At 70.8% G+C, this 20,124-nt stretch carries 21 protein-coding genes; 5 read left to right on the plus strand and 16 right to left on the minus strand.

The genetic code is table 11. The annotated features are described in order from the left end of the window. Positions 1 to 62 precede the first annotated feature (62 nt). Positions 63 to 632 carry an HhH-GPD-type base excision DNA repair protein gene (locus AB0P18_RS00955; protein ID WP_344055979.1) on the plus strand — a complete coding sequence of 190 codons (570 nt, stop codon included), beginning with the start codon at positions 63 to 65 and terminating at the stop codon, positions 630 to 632. 3 nt (positions 633 to 635) lie between these two features. Here AB0P18_RS00955 and AB0P18_RS00960 read toward each other — a convergent pair whose 3' ends face one another. From AB0P18_RS00960 to AB0P18_RS00970, 3 genes are all read right to left on the minus strand, one after another. Next, positions 636 to 1,031 carry a hypothetical protein gene (locus tag AB0P18_RS00960; protein ID WP_363358522.1) on the minus strand — a complete coding sequence of 132 codons (396 nt, stop codon included), beginning with the start codon at positions 1,029 to 1,031 and terminating at the stop codon, positions 636 to 638. A 138-nt stretch (positions 1,032 to 1,169) separates the two neighbouring features. Further along, entirely contained in the window at positions 1,170 to 3,686 is a 2,517-nt protein-coding gene (locus AB0P18_RS00965) for a C1 family peptidase (RefSeq protein WP_363358523.1), read from the minus strand. A 167-nt stretch (positions 3,687 to 3,853) separates the two neighbouring features. Further along, positions 3,854 to 4,357: a DUF2087 domain-containing protein gene (locus AB0P18_RS00970; protein WP_363358524.1), complete on the minus strand. Its 504-nt coding sequence runs from the start codon at positions 4,355 to 4,357 to the stop codon at positions 3,854 to 3,856. 39 nt (positions 4,358 to 4,396) lie between these two features. Here AB0P18_RS00970 and AB0P18_RS00975 point away from each other — a divergent pair, with 39 nt between their 5' ends. Next, positions 4,397 to 4,834: a VOC family protein gene (locus AB0P18_RS00975; RefSeq protein ID WP_344055984.1), complete on the plus strand. Its 438-nt coding sequence runs from the start codon at positions 4,397 to 4,399 to the stop codon at positions 4,832 to 4,834. Positions 4,835 to 4,917: 83 nt separating this feature from the next. On the opposite strand, the gene AB0P18_RS00980 is transcribed toward AB0P18_RS00975, so the two are convergent. Together AB0P18_RS00980 and AB0P18_RS00985 are read right to left on the minus strand one after the other, a co-directional pair. Beyond that, positions 4,918 to 6,081, minus strand: a complete 1,164-nt coding sequence (locus AB0P18_RS00980; protein ID WP_363358525.1) for a hypothetical protein — start codon at positions 6,079 to 6,081, stop codon at positions 4,918 to 4,920. A gap of 68 nt (positions 6,082 to 6,149) precedes the next feature. Further along, the gene (locus AB0P18_RS00985; protein ID WP_344055986.1) at positions 6,150 to 6,935 is read right to left on the minus strand and encodes an SDR family oxidoreductase; all 786 of its coding nucleotides are present in this window, start codon (positions 6,933 to 6,935) and stop codon (positions 6,150 to 6,152) included. 61 nt (positions 6,936 to 6,996) lie between these two features. Between AB0P18_RS00985 and AB0P18_RS00990 the strand changes: the two genes are divergently transcribed. After that, a complete protein-coding gene (locus AB0P18_RS00990; RefSeq protein WP_363358526.1) occupies positions 6,997 to 7,575 on the plus strand; it encodes a TetR/AcrR family transcriptional regulator in 579 nt (192 codons plus the stop codon). 161 nt (positions 7,576 to 7,736) lie between these two features. Here the strand turns inward: AB0P18_RS00990 and AB0P18_RS00995 are convergent, their stop codons facing one another. Continuing rightward, a complete protein-coding gene (locus AB0P18_RS00995) occupies positions 7,737 to 9,122 on the minus strand; it encodes a glycine--tRNA ligase (protein WP_344055988.1) in 1,386 nt (461 codons plus the stop codon). Between the two features lie 116 nt (positions 9,123 to 9,238). On the opposite strand from AB0P18_RS00995, the gene AB0P18_RS01000 reads away from it, so the two are divergent. After that, entirely contained in the window at positions 9,239 to 10,279 is a 1,041-nt protein-coding gene (locus AB0P18_RS01000; RefSeq protein ID WP_363358527.1) for a cupin domain-containing protein, read from the plus strand. Here AB0P18_RS01000 and AB0P18_RS01005 read toward each other — a convergent pair whose 3' ends face one another. From AB0P18_RS01005 to AB0P18_RS01025, 5 genes are all read right to left on the minus strand, one after another. Then, the gene (locus AB0P18_RS01005; RefSeq protein ID WP_363358528.1) at positions 10,280 to 11,107 is read right to left on the minus strand and encodes a hypothetical protein; all 828 of its coding nucleotides are present in this window, start codon (positions 11,105 to 11,107) and stop codon (positions 10,280 to 10,282) included. 140 nt (positions 11,108 to 11,247) lie between these two features. Further along, positions 11,248 to 12,381 (minus strand): o-succinylbenzoate synthase, encoded by a 1,134-nt coding sequence (menC, locus tag AB0P18_RS01010; protein ID WP_363358529.1) that lies wholly within the window; start codon positions 12,379 to 12,381, stop codon positions 11,248 to 11,250. Positions 12,382 to 12,406: 25 nt separating this feature from the next. Beyond that, a complete protein-coding gene (locus tag AB0P18_RS01015; protein WP_363358530.1) occupies positions 12,407 to 12,865 on the minus strand; it encodes a hypothetical protein in 459 nt (152 codons plus the stop codon). Positions 12,866 to 12,897: 32 nt separating this feature from the next. Next, positions 12,898 to 13,038, minus strand: coding sequence for a hypothetical protein (locus AB0P18_RS01020; protein ID WP_344055993.1), 141 nt, complete (start codon positions 13,036 to 13,038; stop codon positions 12,898 to 12,900). Positions 13,039 to 13,114: 76 nt separating this feature from the next. Continuing rightward, positions 13,115 to 13,828: a GNAT family N-acetyltransferase gene (locus AB0P18_RS01025; RefSeq protein ID WP_344055994.1), complete on the minus strand. Its 714-nt coding sequence runs from the start codon at positions 13,826 to 13,828 to the stop codon at positions 13,115 to 13,117. Between the two features lie 128 nt (positions 13,829 to 13,956). On the opposite strand from AB0P18_RS01025, the gene AB0P18_RS01030 reads away from it, so the two are divergent. After that, positions 13,957 to 15,357, plus strand: coding sequence for an MFS transporter (locus tag AB0P18_RS01030; RefSeq protein ID WP_363359096.1), 1,401 nt, complete (start codon positions 13,957 to 13,959; stop codon positions 15,355 to 15,357). A gap of 191 nt (positions 15,358 to 15,548) precedes the next feature. Here the strand turns inward: AB0P18_RS01030 and AB0P18_RS01035 are convergent, their stop codons facing one another. Genes AB0P18_RS01035 through AB0P18_RS01055 form a run of 5 tightly spaced genes read right to left on the minus strand, consistent with a single transcriptional unit; the run spans position 15,549 to position 20,121 of the window. Further along, the gene (locus AB0P18_RS01035) at positions 15,549 to 17,072 is read right to left on the minus strand and encodes an aldehyde dehydrogenase family protein (protein ID WP_363358531.1); all 1,524 of its coding nucleotides are present in this window, start codon (positions 17,070 to 17,072) and stop codon (positions 15,549 to 15,551) included. Continuing rightward, positions 17,069 to 17,713, minus strand: coding sequence for an HD domain-containing protein (locus AB0P18_RS01040; RefSeq protein ID WP_344055996.1), 645 nt, complete (start codon positions 17,711 to 17,713; stop codon positions 17,069 to 17,071). The genes AB0P18_RS01035 and AB0P18_RS01040 overlap by 4 nt, the downstream gene beginning before the upstream one ends. A 9-nt stretch (positions 17,714 to 17,722) precedes the next feature. Next, a complete protein-coding gene (locus AB0P18_RS01045) occupies positions 17,723 to 19,009 on the minus strand; it encodes an FAD-dependent oxidoreductase (protein WP_363358532.1) in 1,287 nt (428 codons plus the stop codon). Next, entirely contained in the window at positions 19,009 to 19,329 is a 321-nt protein-coding gene (locus AB0P18_RS01050) for a 2Fe-2S iron-sulfur cluster-binding protein (protein ID WP_344055998.1), read from the minus strand. The genes AB0P18_RS01045 and AB0P18_RS01050 overlap by 1 nt, the downstream gene beginning before the upstream one ends. Before the next feature lie 18 nt (positions 19,330 to 19,347). Continuing rightward, positions 19,348 to 20,121 (minus strand): SDR family oxidoreductase, encoded by a 774-nt coding sequence (locus tag AB0P18_RS01055; protein ID WP_344055999.1) that lies wholly within the window; start codon positions 20,119 to 20,121, stop codon positions 19,348 to 19,350. Positions 20,122 to 20,124: the final 3 nt, after the last annotated feature.

Here is a 20,124-nt window from a genome sequence, read left to right on the forward strand (position 1 = left end):
CGGCCATCTCAACCTATCCCGGCCCTCTGCCCGAGCCCCGAAGGGAGTGGGAGACTGGCGGGATGACGCTGCACATCACCGGCGACTCGGATGCCGACCGCCTGCTCACCGACGACCCTCTCGCCCTGCTGATCGGCATGCTGCTGGATCAGCAGGTCGCGATGGAGACCGCGTTCGCCGGGCCGCTGAAGATCCGGGAGCGGGTCGGATCGGTGGATGCCGCGACCCTGGCGTCCTACGACGCCGACGCGCTGGTGGAGGTGTTCAAGGAGACGCCCGCCGTGCACCGCTATCCGGGCTCGATGGCGGGACGCGTGCAGTCGCTGTGCGCCGCGATCGAGCAGGACTGGGGCGGCGACGCGGCCGCGATCTGGACGCAGGACGACCCGGACGGCGCGACCGTCCTCAAGCGCCTGAAGGCGCTGCCGGGGTTCGGCGAGCAGAAGGCGAAGATCTTCCTCGCGCTCCTGGGCAAGCAGTACGGCTTCACGGGCGCCGGGTGGCGCGAAGCGGCCGGCGCGTACGGCGAGGAGGGCTCGTTCCGCTCCGTCGCCGACATCGTCTCACCGGAGTCCCTCGCGAAGGTCCGCGAGCACAAGCGCGCGATGAAGGCGGCCGCGAAGGGCGCGTGACCTTCAGGCGGGTACGGCGAGCGCGCCGTAACCCAGCGCGATGAACAAGCTGAGCACGGCGAGCACGATCGTCACCGGGACCATCGTGAACCTCTCGGGCTTGCTGCGCGAGACCGCATTCATCAGGATGCCGAGCATGAAGTAGGCGAAGATCACCCACATCGCGACCTCGGCGAAGCCCGCGGGGAACAGGGCGATCGCACCCACGCGGTCCCAGGCGATGAGGTCGATCAGCACATAGATCAGGACCGAGACCGCGCTGCCGACCCGGAGCCGGGGCGGCAGCACCCGGTGCTGTCCACCCCACGCGAACCGGCCGAGCGGCGCTCCGAGCGCGAGCGCGATCTGGAAGGCGGCGAGCAGGGCGAGGACGACCGTCAGGGCCAGGGCGAAGGGCATGGTGCGAGGCTATCGACCCGGGGCCGCGGCGATGCGTGTGCAGAACTCCTCAGATCTGCCCGGTCCGCACACCCACGGCGCGGAATACGGCCCCACGCGCACCGAGTTTGAGGAGTTCTGCACGGGAGAGGCCGGGGGTCAGAGCTCGTAGAAGAACGAGTCGCGGATCGCGCCGCCCGCGGCGCTCCACCACAGCTCCATCGACCCCGGGACACGGCTGACAGCCGCCACCGCGAACGGGTTCGCCGACTGCTGCGGGCCCTCCAGCGTGTACCGGGACCAGGAACCGCCCTCGTACCAGTACGCACCCTGGACCGACTGGTCGGCCCCGGCGAACCACAGCTCCATCGATCCAGGAATCCGCGAGACGGCGGCGATCCCGCTCGAGGGGAGCGCGGCGCCGGGGCCGGCGAGCTGATACCGCGACCACTCGCCGCCCTCGTACCAGAACGCCGCCTCCACCGAACCGGCAGGCCCGGTCCACCACAGCTCCATCGAGTTCTCGATACGCGACACCGCGGCGATCCCCCCTCCGACGGCGGCAGACCCGGCCGGCGCCAGCTGATACCGCCCCCACGCTCCGCCGTCATACCAGAACGCCGCCTCCACCGAACCGGCGGGCCCCGTCCACCACAGCTCCATCGAGCCCGGGATGCGCGACACCGCCGCGAACTCCGAGCCGCGGCCCGCCGAACCCTCGGGTGCGAGTTGATACCGCGACCACGAGCCGCCCTCGTACCAGAACGCCGCCTCCACCGAACCGGCCGGACCCGCCCACCACAGCTCCATCGAGTTCGGGATACGCGACACCGCCGCGACGCCGGTCGCGGCATCCGCTGATCCGTCGGGTGCGAGCTGGTGCCGCGACCACGAGCCGCCCTCGTACCAGAAGGCACTCTCGATCGACCCGCGGGCGCCGACCCACCAGAGCTCCATCGAACCGGCGACGCGGGAGACGGCGGCGATGCCGGATGCCGCAGCGGCGGATCCCGCCGGCGCGAGCTGGTATCGACCCCACTGGCCGCCGTCGTACCAGAAGGCCCCCTCGACGGAGCCGGCGGGACCGATCCACCACAGCTCCATCGAATTCGGGATCCGCGACACCGCGGCGATGTTGGGAACCGCGGCGGCGCTGCCGGCGGGCGCGAGCTCGAATCCTCGCCATGCGGCCTTGTCGGAGACCTTGTTCGCCACTGCACCGAAGCGGCGGCCGGCCCACGTGGTGAACCCGGAGGCCATGCCCTTCTCGCGCGTGTGGTGGTGCAGGGTGAACGGCTGTGCGGTGTTGTCGGGTCCGAAGTCGATCGTGAAGTCCAGCACGTGCAGTCGGTCGGCCCGCGCCGCTCCACGCACGGGTCGCACCTCGCCCGTCGAGCGACGGTACGCCAACGCCGCGGCGCCGTCGGGCGCGACACCGTCCACGGTCAGGACGCCGCGCCATCCGTCGTGGTTCATCTCCCACTCGCCGAGCCAGTCGACCCGGTCGAACGGGTCGGCAGGCGCCGCCGGCACACCCCCGCGCCGGAGCTGCGCACCGAACGGGATCCCTGCCCATGACGTGTCGCCGGCGGCCAGCCCGACATCGCTCGAATAGACGCTGACGGCGAAGTCCTGGCCGCCGTCGCCGATGTCGGCGATGCGCAGGTTCACGGTCTGACCGGCATCCGAGAACCACCCCGTGACGTCGTGCTTCGCGCCGTTCAGGTAGTAGCTGCCGAGCTTGGTCGCGGACCCGGCCGAGAAGGAGTCGGATGCCGCGCGCAGGTCCGTGAAGCGGCGGAGCGTCATCCGCCCGCGCCAGCCGTCGTGGTCCATGTCCCACTGGCCGACGAAGGCCGCCCGGAGGTCCGCCGCCGGATCGATGACATCGATGATGTAGTGGGCGATCCCGGTGTTGATCATGAAGGTGGGGTCGTTCTCGTACCGGATGCGGATGAAGTCGCCCTCGCCCCACGAGTTCTTGGCGATGAAGTAGCGCCGCTCCGCGTTGAACCCCACGAGCAGGAGCACATGTCCGCCGCCGCCGACCGTCACGTTGACGACGACCTCGTGTCGCGCGCGGAGCACGTTCTCGAGGTCGGTGACGGAGAAGTCCGTGAGCACCCCCGAGGTTCTCACGCCGTAGCGAGCCCGTCCGCGCGCCGCGAACGGGATGTGCGCGGGTGCGAACTCGAAGTGGTCGCGCTGCTCCTGTGTCGGGCTCGCCGCCCCGTTCAGCGTCGCGGCCGCGGGGATGTTCGCGATCATGTCCGCCTGGGTGCGGTAGGGAGCGTCCGCGCGCTCCGGGACCCGCATCCGTTCGAGGTGTTTGACGATGTCGCTGGAGCCCTGGAATCCCATGAGCGAGTGGTTGCCGAAGTCGCTCTCGTGGGCCTTGCAGATGTGGAACAGATACTGCTCGGACAGGCCCACCTGGAGCCCCTTCAGGCGCCGGTAGGCGGCTTCGAGCGCCGCGATCCCGGCGAATGCCCAGCACGTGCCGCGGTCCTGCTGGTTCTGGAACGGCGATTGATCCGCCGCGAGGGTGACCTCGGTGCCGGTGAGCACCACCGGCGGCATCGGGGTGACCCAGCCGTTCGCGAGGGACAGCGTGCGGGCCTCCTCGAGTCCGCGGGTGAAGAGGGCGAGGGGCTGGAGGGCGGGGTTCGCAGGCATGGGAACGGCTCCGATCATCGGCTGGTGATACCGATGAGGAGGTAGGGGCGGCGCGCGTGATACCTCTCGGCGGTCAGGCGTGCCGCGGAGATCGAGGATTCTGAGGACGGATGCCGCGCACGGCCCCTCCGGAACCTCGATCCCCTCCGAACGGGGCCTTCGCGCGGTCAGGGGCGCGCGTACTCCGAGCCGGACCGGGTCCTGGCGAGCTCGCCGTGGTCGACGAGGTGGCGGCGCAGCACCGCCACGTCGTCGGTGAACGCCGCGAGCTGCTCGTTGACCTCGCGCTCGCTGAGAACGCGATCGTCGGGGAAGGCACGGGCGGCCACGTGCGCCAGGAGTTCGGCCCGCACCGAGCGATCCGCTGGGTACGCGGTGATGCGGCCGTCCGGCCCGAGGAAACGCTCGACGCCCTGCGGCCGGGGCCGCACCGGATTCGCGACCAGGGCACGGGCGAAGACATCCGGGACCACACGAAGATCGGCGCCGTCCACGGACAGCAGGCCGGAGCGCGTCAGCGCCTCGCGGACGTGCCGTGCGCGCGACGGCGACAGTGCGTCGAGCGTCGGACTCGCTCCTGCCGTCACGAACTCGGCGTAGACCGCCCGGGCGGTGTCGTTCGCCAGGGCGGCGACGATCGCTCGCCAGCCTTCGGCGGGGAGGGCAGCCATGCCTTCACGCTACGCCGGGCCACGAGTAGTGTGCCCCGCATGCCCATCCGGTTCGAGAACGTCGCGATCGCCGTGCGCGATCTGGAGGCGACGATCGCGTTCTTCACCGATCTCGGGCTGGAGGAGATCGGCCGCGACACCGTGAGCGGCGAATGGACGGACACCGCGGTGGGCCTGGACGGCAATCACGCGAAGATCGCGATGCTGCAGACACCCGGCGGCGACGGTCGGCTGGAACTCTTCGAATACATCCACCCGGACGCGATCGAGACCGAGCCCACCCGGCCGAACGAGATCGGCATGCACCGGGTGGCGTTCTCGGTCGACGACCTCGACGAGGCGCTCGCGATCGCCGCCCGGCACGGCTGCGAGCCGCTGCGCGGAGTGGCGAGGTACGGGGACGTCTACAAGCTCACGTATGTGCGCGGTCCGAGCGGGATCATCGTGATGCTCGCCCAGGACCTCCGCCGGTCCTGACCCACCTGCACCCGCGAGAGGGCACGAACGCACCTCCCGAGCGGCGTGTCGCCCTACAGATGTGCCCTCTCGCGGAGGAGCAGTCAGCCTGGTGTGATCGAGATGGCGGTCGCGAGGACGCTCGCTGCCGCACCGAAGATGCTGGTCGCCCACGCGAGCGCCCACCCGAGATTCAGATCGACGGAGCGCAACGAGTCGAAGTGGCGATCCAACTCGGCGTAGTACAGGACCTTGCCTCCGCGCAGGCCCGGATCCGGGTAGGTGGCGGCCAGGCGACGAAGCCTGCTGTCTACGGGAGCCCGCCACCTGTCGATCTGCCTGCGCACCAGACGCAGCACGTGCCACTGGGCCCAGATGGCGTCACGGACGAAGACTGCTCCGACGATGAGAAAGGCGACGAATTCGACGATCACCGCGGCGATCCAGGATTGCGGCGTGCTGACCCAGGACATGAAGGGCGATGGCTGACCCTGCACCGCGATGGCCAACAGGACCATTCCGAGCGAGATCGCGCCGCCCACTTTCCACAATGCCCGATTCAGGAAGACGATGGCGGGTGTGCGAGCCGGGTTGTGCCAGTCCAGTCGCAGGCTGGGCCTGCTTCCGAGCACGGGGACGAGTGCGGCTATCCACCAGAGGATCCACAGCCCGTTGGCTGCCAGCGCCGCCGTCAGTGCCATCGTCAGGAACTCGCCGGGACCGAGGCTGAACTGGCCCCGGGAGGCATCATTCACCCACAAGAGGAGGGCCATTCCGGTTCCCGCACCCGCGACGACGCCGGCGATCTGGAGCGACATGCGTACGTAGTGCGCTCGGATCCAGTCAGCAATCGCATCTGCATCCGAGGACGACAGCCCGAGGCCGTCGATGGCGACAGCGGCGGTGAGCAGGGCGTTCCACAGCACCGGCCCACCGATCAAGAACAGCGCGTTGATCGCGCACAGCGCGGAGCACCACAGCCACGTGATCCACCCTGGGCCGACACCGGGCACGCCGAGCGCGGTGCTGATCGCCAGGACGAGGAGGGGGCTGACCGCGATGACGGCCGCTCGGCTGCTCCCCACGGCTGTCCGCACGGTCGTCTCACGCGAGTGTTCGCGATACGCCAGACGAGCCTCGGGGGTGAGTCGGCTCAGTGGAACCGCGCTCGTACCGCCGATGCGAAACAGCAGGAGTGCAGTCCGCCCCTCCAGAACCGCCGCTGTGACCGGCCCCGCATCGGCGCGCACGATCGTTCCGTCACCCATCCATCCCCCTGGGACCACGTTAGCGGCGCGGCATCATGCCCCAGGAATCGATGACCTCGGAGTCGACGTCAGCCCAGGACGCGACCGCTCACGGCGAGGGCGGTGCGGCGGGGCATGAAGCCCACGAGCTTGGCGGTGATCGCGTTCATCCGGCCGGACACCACGCTCGGCGGCGTGCTGCGCCGGTCCAGCTCGCGCAGAGCGAGCGAGACGACCTGCTCGGGGGTCTGGAACCGCCCGACCGATGCGTCCTCGCCGCCCACCACGTCGAAGAACTCGGTGCGCGTCGCGCCCGGGCTCACGGCGAGGACGCCGAGCCCCGACTCCCGCGTCTCATACGCGAGCGCCTCCGTGAAGCTCAGCACGAACGCCTTCGTCGCCCCGTACACCGCCATGCTCGGGCACGGCTGGTACGCCGCCGTGCTCGCGATGTTCACGAGGGCGCCGCGTCCCGCACGGACCAGGTCGGGGAGGAACTCGCGCGTGATCGCCACGAGCGAGGAGACGTTCAGCTGCACCATCTCGGCGATCCGCGCGGGATCCGCCTCCACGAAGTCGCCCTTCATTCCGAAGCCGGCGTTGTTCACGAGGGTGTCGACCGACAAGCCGCGCGCCTGCAGTTCTCGCCGCAGTTCGGCCGCGGCATCCGGCCGGGCGAGATCGAGCCCGATCACGGTCGCGGTCACGTTGTAGCCGGACTCCAGCGAGGCGGCGAGGTCGCGCAGGCGCTCCTCGCGGCGGGCGACGAGCACGACGTCCGCTCCGCGGGCGGCGAACTGGCGCGCGAACTCGGATCCGAGGCCGGCGCTCGCGCCGGTGATGAGGGCGGTCGTGCCGCGGTGGTTTCTGGTCATGATGTCAATGTAGACAGTGACAGCATTGTTGTCAATGCCAACACTGAGATAACGTGAGGGCATGACCTACCACCACGGCAATCTGCGCGCCGATCTCCTCGAGCGCGCGTGGAGCGTGGTGGACACCGAGGGCGCCGAGGCCCTGTCCCTGCGTCAGCTCGCCCGCGACGCCGGCGTGAGTCACGGCGCTTCGGCACGCCACTTCCGCGACAAGCAGGCGCTGCTGGACGCGGTCGCCCTCCAGGGCTTCGAGCGGCTCAACAGGGCATTGACGGATGCCGCCACCTCGGCATCCGCCTTCGCCGAGCGCTTCCGCGCCGTGGGCGACGCGTACGTCGCGTTCGCGGTCGCGCACCCGGCGGTGCTGGGAGTCATGTACGCGGCGAAGCACCACCCGGACGCGAGCGCCGAACTCGTCGCGGCCAGCCACGTCGGCATGCACGGACTCGTCGAGCTCTTCGTCGCGGGTCAGGCCTCGGGCGACCTCCGCGCGGGCGACCCTGCGCAGCAGGCGCTCGTCGCGTTCGCCGCGGTGCACGGGGTCGCGACACTCGCGACGGACGACCTCCTGAACGGGGTGCCGTGGCGGGATGCCGCCGCCGCGACGATCTCGTTCGTCTGGAGCGGGCTCGCCGCCTGACCCGTTCGCTTCAGTGGGCAGCATCCGTCGCCCCATCCGCGGCGAAGCGACAGATGGCGTCCACCGAAAGGGCGACGCGCGCCCTGAGTGGGCGACATCCGCCGCCTCATGGGCCGGAGGCGACAGAAAGCGCCCACCTAAGGGATGGTGCGCCCGCGAGCTCAGGCGCCGCGCAGGCGCTCGGCGAGGTAGGCGTGCAGGGTCTCCAGCGGCACGCGCTCCTGGGCCATCGTGTCGCGATCGCGCACGGTCACGGCGCGGTCCTCGAGCGAGTCGAAATCGATCGTGACGCAGAACGGCGTGCCGATCTCGTCCTGCCGGCGATAGCGGCGACCGATCGCGCCCGCGTCGTCGAAGTCGACGTTCCACTCGCCGCGCAGGTCCGCCGCGACCTCGCGCGCGATCGGCGAGAGCTGCTCGTTGCGCGAGAGCGGAAGCACCGCGACCTTCACCGGGGCCAGACGCGGGTCGAGCTTGAGCACCGTCCGCGAGTCGGTGCCGCCCTTCGCGTTCGGCACTTCCTCCTCGCGGTACGCGTCCACGAGGAACGCCATCATCGCGCGGGTGAGACCGAACGACGGCTCGATCACGAACGGCGTGTAGCGCTCGCCGCTGGCCTGATCGAAGTACGACAGGCTCTGGCCGGACGCCTCGGTGTGGCTGGAGAGGTCGTAGTCCGTGCGGTTGGCGATGCCCATGAGCTCGCCCCACTGCTTGCCGGGGAAGCCGAACTCGTACTCGACGTCGATCGTGCCATCCGAGTAGTGCGCGCGATCCTCCTCGGGCACGTCGTATCGGCGCATGTGCGCGGGATCGATGCCCAGGTCGACGAACCAGTTCCAGCACGCCTCGACCCAGTGATCGAACCACTCCTGCGCCTCGGCCGGCGGCACGAAGAACTCGATCTCCATCTGCTCGAACTCACGCGTGCGGAAGATGAAGTTGCCGGGGGTGATCTCGTTGCGGAACGCCTTGCCGACCTGGCCGATGCCGAACGGCGGCTTCTTGCGCGACGCGGTGAGCACGTTCGAGAAGTTCACGAAGATGCCCTGCGCGGTCTCGGGGCGGAGGTAGTGCAGGCCCGACTCGTCGTCCACGACGCCCAGGTAGGTCTTCACGAGGCCGGAGAACGCCTTCGGCTCGGTGTACTGACCCTTCGTGCCGCAGTTCGGGCACGGGATGTCGGCGAGACCGTTCTCGGCCGGGCGGCCCTTGCGTGCCTCGAAGTCCTCGATCAGGTTGTCGGCGCGGAAGCGCTTGTGGCAGTGCAGGCACTCCACGAGCGGGTCGGTGAAGGTCGCGACGTGACCGGAGGCCTCCCACACGCGCTTGGGAAGGATCACCGAGGAGTCCAGGCCCACCATGTCGCCGCGGCCGCGGACGAAGGTCTGCCACCACTGCCGGCGGATGTTCTCCTTCAGCTCCGTGCCGAGCGGGCCGTAGTCCCACGCGGAGCGCGAGCCGCCGTAGATCTCACCGGCCTGGAACACGAACCCGCGGTGGCGGGCGAGGGCGATGACTTTGTCGAGGCGGGACTGCTCGGCCACGGTGGCTCCAATGGTCGGGTGAGGGAGGCGCGATGCGCGCAGAGAGCCACGCGCGGCATCCGTCAAGTCTAGCTAGCGTGGTGCCCAGCACCTTCCTACTCGTCCGAGGAGGCCTCATGCCCGAGCAGTCCGTCCACGTCCGCGACCTCGCCGGCGCGGCGCCGGCCTTCGAGAGCGATCTCGGCCGGATCGACGAGCTCACCCGCGAGCGGTTCCCGATCCTGAAGCGCCTGTCGATCAAGCGCATCGTGCTCGAGCCCGGCGCCGCCCGCGAACCACAGTGGAACGTCAACGCCAACCAGCTCGCGTACGTCGTCTCGGGCACCGTTCTCGTCTCGATGCTCGGCAACGCCGATGCGTTCTCGTCTTTCGTCGTCGGCCCGGGGCAGATGTACCACGTCGAATCCGGGGCGGTCTATCACCTCGAGAACATCGGCGACGAGACCGCCGAGATCATCGCGGCGCTGCGCAGCTCGCGCCCGAAGCACTTCTCGCTGCAGTCGAGCATGAACGCGATGACGGATGCCGTGCTCGGCAACACGTACGACCTTCCGGCATCCGCATTCCAGGCGTTCCCCCGCGGCGACGCCTCCCAGCTCGTGCGCCGCGAAGGCGCCGCGCGCATTCCCGACACCGCGGGCCTGCCCAACGCCCGGCTGTTCGACCTCGGCGGGCAGATCGCGCCGCTCGCGTACCCGTACGGCAGTGCGAAGCTCGCGCGGAAGCAGTTCTGGGCGGCGCTGGAGGACATCTCGATGTACTCGCTGACGATCGGCGGGGCCGGGATGCGCGAGCCGCACTGGCACCCGGTCACCGCGGAGCTCGGGTACGTCCACCGCGGACACGGGCGCATGCGCGTGCTGTCACCGGACGGGACGCTGGACGAATACGAGCTGCGGCCCGGCCAGGCGTACTTCATCCCCCGCGCGTACCCGCATCACATCGAGGCGCTCGAGGATGACGGCATCCACTTCCTCATCTTCTTCGACCAGCCCACCCCCGGCGACATCGGGTACCGGGCGACCGCGTCGGCGTTCTCGCGCGAAGTGCTCGCCGCGTCGTTCGGGGTACCCGAGCGCGCTCTGCCGAGGTTCCCGTTCACGCCGATCGATCCGCTCATCGTCGCGCGGAAGAACCCGCGGGACCCGGTGGACTGATCAGCCCGGCCCGAACCCGCACCAGTCCGCGACCCAGCGCAGGATCTCGCCGCGCATCGCCTCGGGAGCGGCGACCTCGACCGCGCCTTCGGTGCCGTCGACCCGCACCTGCACATTGAACACCGTGCCGCGTTTGTCCTCCATGACCGCGTGCGGATCGCAGCGCAGCGGGACGATCGGCACGGTCACGTCGGTGGCGGCATCCGTACCGGCGACGGTGAGGCCGAGCGGGAAGGGCGTCGGCTGATCGCCGAACTTCAGGAGGTTCGTGGTCTGAACGTCGAGGAGCTCCGCCGCAGCCGCGCCGCCGACCGGCGCGATCCCGAGGGTCACTGCGGCGGGAGCGGGCGCGGCGCTCGGGGTGAACTCCGTCCACTCCAGGGCGACGGCCTTCGCGAGGTCGGCGCGGAGGCATTCCTTCTCGTGCATCAGGGTCGTGAATCCGAGCGGGTCGTCGACCTCGACCGTGGCGGTGCTGCCGTCCGCGAGCTCAAGGGTCACGCGGCTCGTGCGGGAGGCGGCATCCGGCTCACCGTCGCACGCCGACGGCGGCAGGCCGAAGCGGAGGTCGACCGTGCGGCCGGCGGCGATCGTGCTCGTGCGGTCGCGGACGGCCTCGGCGTCGAACCAGTCGTCCGCGAAGGTCAGGCGGGTGATCGTGAGGTCTTCGTCGGAGTCGTTGATCACGCGCACCTGCGCCCCGCGCTCGGCGACGTCCGAGCGCAGCTGGAAGAGCTCGACCTGGACTCCCGCCGGCAGCGCGGCCGGTGTTCCCCCGGTTTCGGCGGGTTGCGGGGCGCACGCCGCGAGCGCGAGGACGGCGGTCACCGCGAGCGGCTGGGCATAACTCCTGCGTCTCCGTCCCCGGCCTCCGAGCCGGCCGCGGAAAGACGCCGCGCCCGGCATCACAGGCGCGCGGAATGCGGGAGTTGTGAACGCCGAGCCGCCGCGACCCATGCCTGAACCGCCTACCGCCGCACGATTTCGCGCGCGACCGTGAAGTCTTCGAGCGCGACCGGGTCGATCTCGACGCCCAGGCCCGCGCCGGTGGGCACGCGCACGTGCCCGTCCTCGAGCACGGCGGGCTCGGTCACGATGTCGCGCGCGTAGAACCGGCTCGAGGCCGACACGTCGCCCGGCAGCGAGAAGCCCGGCAGAGCGGCGAGCGCGGCGTTCGCGGCCCGGCCGATCCCCGTCTCGAGCATCCCGCCGCACCACACCGGGATGCCGGCCGCCTGGCACAGGTCGTGGATCGCGACGGCCTCGAGGTAGCCGCCGACGCGTCCGGCCTTGATGTTGACGACGGATGCCGACCCCAGCGCGAGCGCGTCGACCGCGGCCTTGCGCGACACGATCGACTCGTCCAGGCACACCGGGGTGCGCAACCGCCGCGCGAGGGTCGCGTGGTCGACGATGTCGTCCTCCTGCAGCGGCTGCTCGATCAGCAGGAGGTCGAAGCGGTCCAGCTCCGCCAGCGTGTCCGCGTCGGCGAGCGTGTAGGCGGAGTTCGCGTCCACCTGGAGCGGGATGCCGCCGAACGCGTCCCGCACGGCCGCGGTGTCCGCGACGTCGCGGCCGGGTTTGATCTTGATCTTGATGCGCACGTATCCCTCGTCGAGGTACCCCCGGACGACCTCGACGAGAGCGGCCGGATCCTGCTGGATGCCGACGCTCACACCGCTCGGCACGCGGTCGCGCACCGCGCCCAGGTACTCCCCCAGCGGTCGGCCGGCGGCGCGCAGCGCCGCGTCGAGCACGGCGAGCTCCAGCCCCGCCTTGGCCATGCGGTGTCCCACGAACGGATGCAGCGCGCCCGCGACCTGTTCGGGGGCGAGCGTGCGCTCCGCGAGCAGGGCGGGGATCAGGAAGCGGAGCGCGGCATCCCACGCCCCCTGCGTGTATTCGCTCGAGTACAGCGGTGCGGCGCTCGTGACCACCTCGCCCCAGCCGTCACCGTCGGCGGTGAGGGCACGCGCGATGATCACTTCGCGCACCGCCTCGGTGCCGAAGCTCGTGGTGAACGGCGCGACGAGCGGGATCTGCAGCACGCGCAGCTCGAACCCGTCGAGCGTCACGGCCGGGGCGGGGCGGGCGATCGGCATGCGCCCAGGCTACGCCCGGGACGGTTCAGCCGACCGGGCCGACCGTGTACGACAGGTAGGGGCTCTCGCCGTCGATCGTGGTGACGCTGAGGGTCCAGGTGCCGTTCTCGAGGATCCAGACCTTCATCTCACCGAGGTCCTGCGAGGTCGTCAGGGTGTAGCCGGCGGCCTCGACCTCCTCCGCGAACGTGGCGCCCTGCGCGACGTCGTCGAGCGTCGTCATGATCTGGAAGATGCCGTCGGTCGTGAGCGAAGACGTGATCGTGCCGGGCGGCACCGGCACGTCGGCCGGGAAGTCCGAGGGAAGTGAGGCGCCGCCTCCGGTGTCGATGTCGACGTTGCCGCCGGTCGCCTGCTCGATCGCCTCCTCGACGCCCTGCTCGACCCCGCCCTGCACGAGCTGGTCGATCGGATTCGTACAGGCGGTGAGCCCCAGGCCGAGGAGGACGGTGGCGGCGGAGAGTGCGAGGGTGCGGCGGAGCATGGCGGGTCCGATCTCGAGCGGCGGGTGCGCGGTCAGGATACGACGAGGTGCGCGTCGGGAGCGATGAAGGTCGTGCGGGCCCGGCGGGGCCGGCCGGCGCGACGGACGAGTCGCACCCCGCGCCGCTGCGGGCGTGTGAAGACCGCCACCAGACGATCGATGAGCGTGTGCACGGCATCCCCCCGATTCTGCGCGCAGGCGCGCGTCGTGAATCAGGAGCATCGAAGCGCCCCCCTGATACACGGGGGTTCAGGGGCGCACGAACACGTACCCGCGGTCGTCGTCGAACCCGCCGACGACCAGGCCCTCCGACAGGCGGGCGAGGAACTCCTCGCGCACGCGGACGCGCCAGGCTGCGGCATCCGCCGGCGCCTCGTCGCGCAGCGCGGCGATGTCCTCGGGCACGGCGACGGCGGCGACCACCCGGTCGGCGGGCGGCGTCGGCACGGGCGGGGCGGCGAGGGCCCACGACACCATGATCCGGTCGGACTCGTCGCCGCGGTTGACTCCGTCGTCCATGGGGCCGTACTGGTTCACGAGGTATTCGGTGACGCGGGCGCCGAGGACGCGCAGGTTGAAGTGCGCGTTGCGGGCCACGAGCGGGTCGAAGGTCCACGTGATGTGGCCGACGTCGCGCGCGAAAGCCCACTCGCGCTGATGCTGCTTGAGCAGGCGGCCGAGACCCCGGCTCTGCAGGCCCGGCAGGACGCCGGTGATGTGCGAGTGCATCGAGCGCTCCGCGGGGGCGGCGAAGAACGCGACGGACGCGCCGATCATCGCCTCGCCGTCGTACAGCCCGACGGCGTAGTTGCCGGAGTGCGCGAGCGCGCGCAGCAGGTTCGGCGGCATGCCGGAGCGGTCGCCTCCCCACACCTCGGCGAGCACGGCCGAGGCGCGGAACACCTCCTCGACCGTGTCGAGCGGGCGGATGCTGATGCCACGGTCGGCGGCGGAATCGGCCATGCGCTCCACGGTACTCGCGGGTATGGGCAGCCGCGGAGGTCGACCGCCGCAGCCGTGGACAGGTGAGCGGGCGATAGCCTCGAATGATGGGATCACGGGACGAGGACGCACGAAGACGTCTCTCCCGGATGCCGAGCCAGGGCGCCATCATCGCGGTGCTCGCCGCGGCGGGGCTGTGCTCGTCGTTCATGTTCACCCTGATGGTGCCGATCCAGTCGAAGCTGCCCGAGCTGCTGGACGCGAGTCGCGAGGACACCGCATGGGTGGTGACCTCGACCCTGTTGGCCGCCGCGGTGATCACGCCGATCTCGGGGCGCCTGGGCGACATGTACGGCAAGCGGCGCATTGTGCTGGTGCTGACGGCGGTGATGGTGGTCGGCTCGGTGATCGCCGCGCTGTCTCCGGGGATCATCGGCATCATCGTCGGCCGGACCCTGCAGGGCGCGATCGTCGGCGTCGTCCCGCTCGGGATCTCGATCATGCGCGACGTGCTGCACGAGGACCGGGTGGACTCGGCGATCGCCTTCATGAGCGCGACGCTCGGGGTGGGCGGTGCGCTGGGCCTCCCGATCAGTGCCCTGGTGACCGAGCGCAGCGACTGGCACGTGCTGTTCTGGATGGCCGCGGCACTCGGGGTGGTCGTCTTCGCGCTCGTGCTCTGGATCGTCCCGGTGAGCGTGCTGCGCACCGCCGGCCGGTTCGACTACGTGGGTGCGGTGGGCCTGGCGCTGGGGTTGATCGGGATCCTGCTCGCGATCTCGCGCGGCGGCGACTGGGGCTGGGGCTCGCCCGCCGTGCTCGCGTGCGGGCTCGGCGGACTCGCCGTGCTGCTGGTGTGGGGCTGGTACGAGCTGCGCATCGACGCGCCGCTGTTGGACCTTCGAGTGGCGGCCCGGCCCGCGGTGCTGCTGACCAACATCGCCTCGGTCGCGATGGGGTTCTCGCTGTTCGCGTCGAACGTGGTCTACCCGCAGCTGCTCGAGCTGCCGGCAGCGACCGGCGTCGGGTTCGGGCTGTCGCTTCTGGTGGCGAGCCTGATCGTCATGCCGTCGGGGCTCGTGATGATGGTGCTGTCCCCGGTCGCCGGGCGGATCGCGACGCGCACCGGACCGAAGCTCCTGCTCCTCCTCGGCGCGGTCTCGCTCATCGCGGCATACGGATTCACGCTGCTGTTCTCGTCCGAGGTGTGGCACATCCTCGTGGCGAACATCCTGATCGGGGCGGGAATCGGGTTCGGCTACGCGTCGATGCCGATGCTCATCATGCGCTCGGTGCCGCAGAGCGAGACGGGCGCGTCGAACGGACTCAATGCCCTGTTCCGCTCGCTCGGCACCTCGACCGCCGCGGCCGTGGTGGGCGCGGTCCTGGCCGCGTCCGCGGTCGATGTCGGAGGCGTCGCGGTGCCGTCGAGCGCGGGCTTCACCCTGTCGCTCGTCCTGGGGCTGGCCGCCGCGGCGCTCGCGCTCGTGGTCGGCCTGTTCATCCCGACGCGGGCCGCCGGGGAGCGGCATCCGTCCCTGCCTCAGTGAGCGCGCACCGCCGAGATGGCGGATTTCCTCCCGAGACGGTTGGTTCTCCGCCGAAATGGTGGGTTTCGTTACGAGACGGTGGCACCATCTCGGCGGGAAAGGGACCATCTCGGCGGGAAAGGGACCATCTCGGCGGGAAAGGGACCATCTCGGCCGGAGGCGGCGAGGCGCGGCAGCGCGGGGACCCGGGCTCAGCGGGCGCGACGGTGCACGGACTGCGGTGTCAGGTACGCGGACAGACCCTCGACGCCGTACTCGAGGCCGAGCCCGGAATCATGGCGCCCGCCGAACGGCGCGAAGTGGTTCGACGCGAAGAAGTTGAGACCGATCGAGCCGGTGTCCACGCGGCGCGCGACGCGCAGTGCGGCATCCTCGTCTGCACCGAACACGATGCCGCCCAGGCCGAACCGCGTCGAGTTCGCGATCGCCACCGCGTCGTCGACATCGCGCGCGGGCAGGATCGTGACGACCGGCCCGAAGATCTCCTCCTGCGCGATGCGCATGTCCGCGCGTACATCCGCGAAGACCGTCGGCGCGACGAACGCCCCACCGGCCACCGGCGCGGGAACATCGCCGCCGAGCGTCACGCGCGCGCCTTCCTCCACCCCCGCCCGGATCAAGCCGCGCACCGAAGCCTGCTGCGCGGCGGTCGCGACCGGGCCGAACACCGTGGTCGGATCCAGCGGATCGCCGACCGACGCCGCGCCGATCACCGAGGTCACCATCTCGACGAGCTCGTCGTACCGCTCCGGCGTCGCGATCAGGCGGGTCGAGATGTAGCAGGTCTGCCCGGTGTTGCGGATGCAGCTGCGCAGCAGCACTCCCGCCATCGCGTCGAGGTCGGCATCCGGCAGCACGATCGCCGCGGACTTGCCGCCCAGCTCGAGCGTCACCGGCCGCAGGAGCTCGCCGCACGCCGCGGCGATCCGCCGGCCGACGGGGGTCGACCCGGTGAACGCCACTTTGTCGACGTCCGGATGCCGCACGAGCGCATCTCCCGTCGCCCCGCTTCCGGTCACGAGGTTGATCACGCCGGGCGGGATGCCGGCCTCATCCGCCGCGTCGAGGAGCAAGCGCACCGAGAGCGGAGTGGGCGAGGCGGGCTTGATCACGACGGTGCACCCGGCCAGCAGCGCCGGGGCGAGCTTGATCACGACGAGGTTGATCGGGAAGTTCCACGGCGCGATGAGCGCGCACACCCCCACCGGATCCCGCGCGACGAGCGTCTCGTTGACGCCGCCGGGGAACGGACGGATGTCCGGATTCTCGAGGAAGCCCGCCAGATCGGCGAAGACCCGCAGAATGGATGCCGCATTCCCTGCAGCACCGGACGTCTCGGCGATCGGCGACCCGTTCTCGAGCGTGTTCGTGAGCGCGAGAGGTTCGGCCCGACGCTCGATCGCCGCCGCCATGCGCCGAAGGGCGTCGGCGCGGGCGCTCGGTGCAAGCGCCGCCCACGCGGGGAACGCCGCGCGCGCCGCACGCACGGCGGCATCCACCTCGGCTGCCGACGCCTCGGGAACCGAGCCCCACCGCTCCCCCGTCGCCGGATCGATCACCGGCGACACGGACCCCGACGACGCGACCTCGTCTCCGCCGATCCGCAGGGTCGCCACTTCGGCGTAAGGCACGTCGGCGATGGCTGCGCGGTGGCGCTCCCGCATCCGCTCGACGAGTCCCGGAACATCCGTCGGCAGGTCGGCCAGCGTGCTCACGACAGCTGCTCCGTCTTGAGCAGCACCTCGGAGCGCGCGAGCTCGGCCTCCGCCATCTGCACCGCGGCCTCGGTGAGCAGCTCGGGCACGATCTCGGACCGCAGACGCCGGCAGTATTCCGCCGGTGTCAGGCCGAACCACCCCGACGCGAGCGCGATGCCCGCCGGCGTGAAGCGCCAGAGCCGGTCGGCGTCGCGGACGAGGCTGTCTTCGAGCGAGTGGGACTCGGGGCGGGTGTCGTGCCCGTCAATGATGTCGGTCACGCGCGCCACGAACTCGTCGTCGTAGCCGAGCGGGGGCAACACCTCACGCGCGATGTCGCAGCCGTGCCGCTCGTGCTCGTAGCGCACGTCGGCCTTGCGCCAGTCGCCGGTGAACCCCTCGCTCAGGATGCGGGTCTCGTCCACGCGGGCCCAGCCGGTGTCGTGCAGGAGGATCGCGACGCGGACGACGAGGGCGTCCGCATCCGGGTAGGCGTCGCACAGTCGCTCGGCGAACGCGAACGAGATCGGCAGGTGGATGTCGTTCGCACGCGTGCGCGATTCGGCGACGATCGCCCGCCAGATCGGGTCGAGGTCGCGATCCCGGTCGTCGGCGTGGATCGGGGAGATGTCGACGGGGTTCGTGGTCTGGACGGTCATAGCCTCACCTCAGGATGCGAGCGCCACGGGGGCGTCGACGACGGATTGCTTCAGCGGCACGCCGGTGTCGGCGGCGGCGAGCGGGGGGATGGTCCTGCCCTTGGCGAGCGCCTGCTTGATCGCGAGGAACTCGGCGGGCTGGTTGACGCAGTCGGCGGCGATGAGCCGCCCGTCGCGGTAGTACAGGACGGCGAACCTCTCGGAATCCGGTTCGCCCCGCACGACCACGGAGTCGTAGCCGGCCGAGAGCCCGGCGATCTGCAGCTTGAGGTCCGCCTGGTCCGACCAGAACCACGGCACCGTCGAGTACGACGCGTCCTGACCGAGCAGCGTCGCTGCGGCGATCTTCGCCTGCTCGAGGGCGTTGTTGACGCTCTCGATGCGGATCATGCCGCCGAGACCTGCGGGGTACGGGTTCGGCATGATCGCGCAGTCGCCGGCGGCGACGGTGCGTCCGTCCGACGCGCGGCACGCGGAGTCGACGACGATGCCGCCGGCGACGTCGAGGCCGAGCTGCACGGCGAGCTCGACCCGCGGGATCACGCCGATGCCGACCACGACGAGGTCCGCCGGGAGCACACGACCGTCCTCGAGCTCGACGCCGGTGACCGAACCGCGCCGCCCCGCGGCGGAAGCATCCTCTCCGAGGATCCGCGCGAGCCGCGCGCCGAGGATCACCTCCGTGCCGCGCCGGCGGTGGGCCGCGAGGTAGAAGTCGCTCGTCGGCTCGGCGACCACGCGGCCGATGAGGCGCCCGGTCCCTTCGACGAGCGTCACCTTCTTGCCGAGCTGCCGGGCGACCGCCGCCGCCTCCAGGCCGATGAAGCCGCCGCCGGTCACGACGACGCGCTCGGCACCGGGCTCGGCGAGCGCCGGGCCGAGCGAGATCGCGTCGTCCGCATCGCGCAGGTAGTGCACGCCGCGGTAGTCGGTGCCGGGCAGAGCGAGTCGCCGCGCGGACGCTCCCGTGGTGAGCGCCAGCCGCGTGAACGGGATCTGCCGCCCGCCGAGCGTGTGGGCGACGCCGGAGCCGCCGGGCTCGCGGTGGATCGTGACGACGCGATCGCCCGCGATGAGCTGGATGTCGCGATCCTCGTACCACTGGCGGGTGCGCAGGATCACGTCGTCGGGCTCGAGCTCGCCCTTGAGCCACCCCTTCGACAACGGCGGCCGCTGGTACGGGCGGTGCCCCTCCTCGCCGATCATGACGATCGGATCGGCGTCGCCGAGGTCGCGCAGCGTCGCGGCGAGCTGCACGCCCGCCTGGCACGTGCCGACGATGAGCGTGGTCTGCATCAGAGCTGCTCGCTCGGCGTCGTGACGTGGTACTCGCACCCGTCGACGAGCTTGATCTGGCACGACAGCCGTGAGCTCTCCCGGCGGTCCACGGCGGTGCCGTCGAGCATCTCGTCCTCGAGATCGCCCGGACCGCCCACCAGCTCGAGCGTGTCCGGAGCGACGAAAACGTGGCACGTCGCACAGGACAGGCTGCCGCCGCATTCGCCGACGATGCCGGGGACGCCGTTGCGGACGGCGGTCTCCATGACCGAGTCGCCGGGTCGTCCGTCGATCGTCGTGACGCTGCCGTCATCGGCGGTGTAGACGACTCTGCTCATTGCTGCTCCTTGGAATGTCTAGATGAACTGCCGGCCGCCGTCGACGACGAGGGTCTGACCGGTGATGAAGGCGGCGTCCGGACCGGCGAGGAAGAGGACGGCGCCGACGATGTCGTCGGGCTGGATGGGACGCTTGATGGATCCCCGCTCGATGCCGTACGACGCGGCATCCTCGATCAGCCCGTGGCTCGCCTCGGTGAGCGTGAATCCGGGCGCGACGGCGTTCACCGTGATCCCGCGGGCTCCGAGCTCTTTCGCGAGCACGCGCGTGAGGCCGATCACGCCGGCTTTCGACGCGACGTAGTGCGCCCAGTGGGCGGACCCGCTCAGCACGGTCGCGGAGGACACGTTCACGATGCGGCCGTCGTCGTTCAGGTGCGGCGAGCACGCCCGGGCGATCTGCCACGGACCCTTGAGGTTCACGGCCATCACACGATCCCACTCCGCTTCGTCGATCTCCTCGAAGGGCGACCGCGTGAGGGTCGCATAGATCGCCGCGTTGTTCACGACGACGTCGATCCCGCCGGGACCGGATGCCGCGGCCAGAGCCGCGAGGGAGGCCGAAGAGGCGGCATCCGTCACGTCGACGCCGGTGCCGACGACGTCGAGACCCTCGGCGGCGAGCTCGGACGCCGCTCGCTCGGCACCGGTCCGATCGATGTCGGCGATCACCACGACATCGCCCCGGCGGGCGAACGCCTCGGCGAACGCGCGCCCGAGCCCTCCCGCGGCGCCCGTGACGATCACGGTGCGCGGCGGAGCCGGGGAGGACGATGTCGTGGTGTCGGTCACGGT

The organism is Microbacterium sp. NPDC064584, from assembly GCF_040687315.1.
GTDB lineage: Bacteria > Actinomycetota > Actinomycetes > Actinomycetales > Microbacteriaceae > Microbacterium > Microbacterium lacus.

Bases quoted from the DNA above. Each gene is read 5' to 3' on its own strand.
- AB0P18_RS00955 (WP_344055979.1), top strand. From the start codon at position 63: ATGACGCTGCACATCACCGGCGACTCGGATGCCGACCGCCTGCTCACC.
- AB0P18_RS00960 (WP_363358522.1), bottom strand. From the start codon at position 1,031: ATGCCCTTCGCCCTGGCCCTGACGGTCGTCCTCGCCCTGCTCGCCGCC.
- AB0P18_RS00965 (WP_363358523.1), bottom strand. From the start codon at position 3,686: ATGCCTGCGAACCCCGCCCTCCAGCCCCTCGCCCTCTTCACCCGCGGA.
- AB0P18_RS00970 (WP_363358524.1), bottom strand. From the start codon at position 4,357: ATGGCTGCCCTCCCCGCCGAAGGCTGGCGAGCGATCGTCGCCGCCCTG.
- AB0P18_RS00975 (WP_344055984.1), top strand. From the start codon at position 4,397: ATGCCCATCCGGTTCGAGAACGTCGCGATCGCCGTGCGCGATCTGGAG.
- AB0P18_RS00980 (WP_363358525.1), bottom strand. From the start codon at position 6,081: ATGGGTGACGGAACGATCGTGCGCGCCGATGCGGGGCCGGTCACAGCG.
- AB0P18_RS00985 (WP_344055986.1), bottom strand. From the start codon at position 6,935: ATGACCAGAAACCACCGCGGCACGACCGCCCTCATCACCGGCGCGAGC.
- AB0P18_RS00990 (WP_363358526.1), top strand. From the start codon at position 6,997: ATGACCTACCACCACGGCAATCTGCGCGCCGATCTCCTCGAGCGCGCG.
- AB0P18_RS01000 (WP_363358527.1), top strand. From the start codon at position 9,239: ATGCCCGAGCAGTCCGTCCACGTCCGCGACCTCGCCGGCGCGGCGCCG.
- menC (WP_363358529.1), bottom strand. From the start codon at position 12,381: ATGCCGATCGCCCGCCCCGCCCCGGCCGTGACGCTCGACGGGTTCGAG.
- AB0P18_RS01015 (WP_363358530.1), bottom strand. From the start codon at position 12,865: ATGCTCCGCCGCACCCTCGCACTCTCCGCCGCCACCGTCCTCCTCGGC.
- AB0P18_RS01025 (WP_344055994.1), bottom strand. From the start codon at position 13,828: ATGGCCGATTCCGCCGCCGACCGTGGCATCAGCATCCGCCCGCTCGAC.
- AB0P18_RS01030 (WP_363359096.1), top strand. From the start codon at position 13,957: ATGCCGAGCCAGGGCGCCATCATCGCGGTGCTCGCCGCGGCGGGGCTG.
- AB0P18_RS01040 (WP_344055996.1), bottom strand. From the start codon at position 17,713: ATGACCGTCCAGACCACGAACCCCGTCGACATCTCCCCGATCCACGCC.
- AB0P18_RS01045 (WP_363358532.1), bottom strand. From the start codon at position 19,009: ATGCAGACCACGCTCATCGTCGGCACGTGCCAGGCGGGCGTGCAGCTC.
- AB0P18_RS01050 (WP_344055998.1), bottom strand. From the start codon at position 19,329: ATGAGCAGAGTCGTCTACACCGCCGATGACGGCAGCGTCACGACGATC.